The sequence below is a fragment of the Streptomyces phytophilus genome (assembly GCF_013870535.1).
GTDB lineage: Bacteria > Actinomycetota > Actinomycetes > Streptomycetales > Streptomycetaceae > Streptomyces > Streptomyces phytophilus.
Genome location: NZ_JACBXC010000749.1, coordinates 1 through 2,991, shown reverse-complemented (window position 1 = coordinate 2,991; position 2,991 = coordinate 1). Strand labels below are relative to the sequence as shown.

The following is a 2,991-nucleotide window of genomic DNA, read 5'->3' as shown; positions in this document are numbered from 1 at the left end:
GCGACCGCGTCCAGCGTCTACGACCTCGACCCGGAGAGGTTCGCCGCCGAGCACGTCAACGACGGCGACCTGAGCACCCGGTGGGGTTCCGACTCGCCCGAGAACGGCCACCCCGACCCCGGCCGCGAGTGGGTGCAGATCGAACTCGCCGAGCCCGCCCCGGTGCACCACGTGGTGATCCACTGGGAGACCGCCCGCGCCGCCCACTACCAGATCCACGTCTCCGACGACGGCGAGACCTGGCGTACCGCCCTCGACGTCCCCGACGCCCCGGGCGGCCGGGAAGTCCTCGAACTCGGCCTCACCACCGCCGTTCGCTACGTGCGGATGCAGGGCGTCGCCGTGGCCACCGGCTGGGGGTACTCGATCTTCGCCATGGAGGTCTGGAACGGCCCGCGCCCCGGCGTCGGCCTCCCCGCGGGCCGGGTGATCCCGGCCCCGGTCGCGCAGACCTCGCGGCCGGACGCCCGCCCCTTCGTACTCGGCCGGCGCAGCCGGATCGTCGCCGCCGACCGGCGCGCCCGTGACGTCGCCCGGCTCCTCGCCGGCCACCTGCGCCCGGCGACCGGCTACCCGCTGCCCGTGGTTGGCGGCGGGCAGGCCCGCGACGGCGACATCACGCTGCTGCTCGGCCGCTCCCACGCCCCGTCCCGGGCGCGGCTGGCCGTCGCCGAGGGCTACACCCTGACCGCCGGCGGCAACGGGCTGCGGATCGCGGCGGCGAACCCGCACGGCCTGCTCAACGGCGTCCAGACGCTCCGCCAGCTGCTGCCCCCGTGGATCGAGAGCGACGAGGTCCGGCCCGGCCCGTGGACCGTCGAGGCGACCGAGATCAGCGACCACCCCCGGTTCGCCCACCGCGGGCTGATGATCGACCCGGCCCGGAACTTCCTGGAGGTCCCCGAGGTCAGGCAACTCATCGACGGGCTCGTCCAGTCCAAGGGGAACGTGCTGCACTGGCACCTGACCGACGACCAGGGCTGGCGGGTCCGGATCGACTCCTGGCCCCGGCTCACCGAGGTCGGCGGGGGCATGTCCATGCCCGGCGGGCGGACCGGTTTCTACACCAAGGACCAGATCCGGGACGTCGTACGGTACGCCGCGGACCGGCACGTGCAGATCATCCCCGAGATCGAGATGCCCTCGCACACGACGGCGGCCAGGACCGCGTACCCGCAACTGAGCGGCGCCGGCGGGTACCTGGCGGATCTGGAGACCACCTACGCGTTCGTCGACGACGTCCTCCGCGAGGTCGCCGCGCTCTTCCCCTCCCCCTACGTCCACCTGGGGGCCGACGAGTCGGACATGCCGCACGACCAGTACGTACGGTTCCTGCGCCGGGTCGAGGGCATCGCCCGCGGCCACGGGAAGACCATGATCGGCTGGTCCCCCAGCTGCGGAGTGGGCCTCGACACCGAGACGGTCCACCACTACTGGCAGGACCAGAGCCGGGAGATGTCACGGGAGTGGTTCCACCCCCGCCGCCCGGTGCTGCTCTCCCCGACCCAGCAGACGTACCTGGACTACCCCTACCCCACGTACGACACCCGGCGTTCGTACTCCTGGAACCCGTTCGACCTCACCGACGGCTGGACGGGCGCCAAGGTGCAGCGCGACTACGGGCTCGACAACGACGACATCGTCGGCATCGAGGCGCCGATCTGGGGTGAGCGGATGCTGCGGGGCCTTCCCGACGTGCAGTACCAGGTGTTCCCCAGGCTCCCGGCGATCCTGGAGAAGGCGTGGTCGCCCGCCGAGGCCACCGAGGACGCCGAGGGCGTGGTGGCCAGAACGGGAGTGCAGGGCGCGCGCTGGCAGTTCGCCGGCCGGAACTTCTGGGCGGACCCGGGGGTGCGCTGGGAGGCCGCGGCGGTCGGCACCGACTGGCGCACCGGCCGGGACGGCACCGTCGACGGCGCGGTGGCGAGCCTGGCACTGCCCGGCGTCGCACCGGCCGAGGTCACCGCGACGGTCGACTGGGGCGACGGCACCACGAGCCCCGCCACGGTCACGGGCGACGCCGCGGGCGACCGCAGGATCAACGGCGTCTACCGGATCGAGGCCGCACACCGCTACCGGCGCCCCGGCACCTACCGCGGCACGGTTCGCATCACCGCCCCGAACACCGAGGCCACCACCACGTTCACCGTCACCACCCCCCGCTGACGCCCCGCCCGTCCGGCGGCCGGCCGCCGGACGGGCGGACGAGGCCCGTCTCGTAGGCGAAGACCGCTGCCTGGGTGCGGTCGCGCAGGGACAGCTTCGTCAGGATCCGGCCCACGTGGGTCTTCACCGTCTGCTCCGCCACCACCAGCCGCTCGGCGATCTCCGCGTTCGACAGGCCCTGCGCGATCAGGCTCAGCACCTCGGTCTCGCGTTCCGTCAGGCCGCCCACGCGGTCCTTGAGCGGGGCCCGCGGGGTGCGGGTCAGGCGGGCGAACTCGGCGATGAGGCGCCTGGTCACGGCGGGGGCGAGCAGGGCGTCGCCGGTGGCGACGATCCGTACGGCGCGGGCCAGTTCGGCAGCGGAGGCGTCCTTGAGGAGGAACCCGGACGCGCCCGCGCGCAGCGCCTCGTACACGTATTCGTCGAGGTCGAAGGTCGTCAGGATCAGCACCCGGACGGCCGCGTCCGGCGGCTCGGTGAGGCGGCGGGTGGCCTCGATGCCGCCGAGGCCCGGCATCCGGATGTCCATCAGCACGACGTCCGGGCGCAGTTCGGCGGCCTGCGCGACGGCGTCGGTGCCGTCCACCGCCTGGCCGACGACCTCGATGCCGGGCTCCGCGTCGAGCAGCACGGTGAAGCCCTGGCGCACCATGACCTGGTCGTCTGCGATCAGGACGCGGATGTTCGTCACGGGGTGTCCTCACCGTTCGTGGTGGCGGGCGTGCTGTGCGGCGCGGGCGCCGCCGGTGTCGCGGGCAGTATCGCGGTGACCTCGTAGCCGCCGTCCGGGGTGGTGCCGGTGGCCAGTTCGCCGCCCAGCATCGC

General features: G+C 73.6%; 2 protein-coding genes. One reads left to right on the top strand and one right to left on the bottom strand.

The genetic code is table 11. The features are described 5' to 3' along the window. Positions 1–2,166 (top strand): family 20 glycosylhydrolase (locus H5J30_RS24610; protein ID WP_181789548.1); only part of this gene is annotated, 2,166 nt, incomplete at its 5' end. Here H5J30_RS24610 and H5J30_RS24605 read toward each other — a convergent pair. Continuing rightward, positions 2,150–2,857 carry a response regulator gene (locus H5J30_RS24605; RefSeq protein ID WP_181789547.1) on the bottom strand — a complete coding sequence of 236 codons (708 nt, stop codon included), beginning with the start codon at positions 2,855–2,857 and terminating at the stop codon, positions 2,150–2,152. The genes H5J30_RS24610 and H5J30_RS24605 overlap by 17 nt on opposite strands. Positions 2,858–2,991: the final 134 nt, after the last annotated feature.